Below are 348 nucleotides of genomic sequence, written 5' to 3'. Positions count from 1 at the left end.
GCCGAGGCGATGGCTGGACGCCCGCCGAACGACACAGACACGGAGGTTCGCGGATGACGGACGAAGAACTCGCGAAAGACCTCGGACTGCTTTCAGCACTCACCATCGGTATCGGGACGATGGTGGGTGCAGGTATCTTCGTCTTACCAGGTGTCGCAGCGCAGACCGCTGGACCGGTCGTCGTCGTCTCGTTCATCGTCGGGGGACTCGTCGCGCTCGTGAATGCGCTCTCAGTCTCCGAACTCGGGACGGCGATGCCGAAAGCAGGTGGCGGGTATTACTACGTCAACCGCGCACTTGGACCACTGTTCGGCTCTATCGCAGGCCTCGGTGACTGGGTCGGCCTCG

General features: G+C 62.9%; 1 protein-coding gene. It reads left to right on the top strand.

The annotated features are described in order from the left end of the window. Positions 1-53 precede the first annotated feature (53 nt). On the top strand, positions 54-348 hold a 295-nt coding region (locus AUR66_RS16760; protein WP_157533191.1), incomplete at its 3' end, for an amino acid permease.

Origin of the sequence: Haloferax profundi (assembly GCF_001469865.1) — an archaeon.
GTDB classification, from domain to species: Archaea; Halobacteriota; Halobacteria; order Halobacteriales; family Haloferacaceae; genus Haloferax; species Haloferax profundi.
This window is presented reverse-complemented; position numbering and strand designations above follow the sequence as displayed.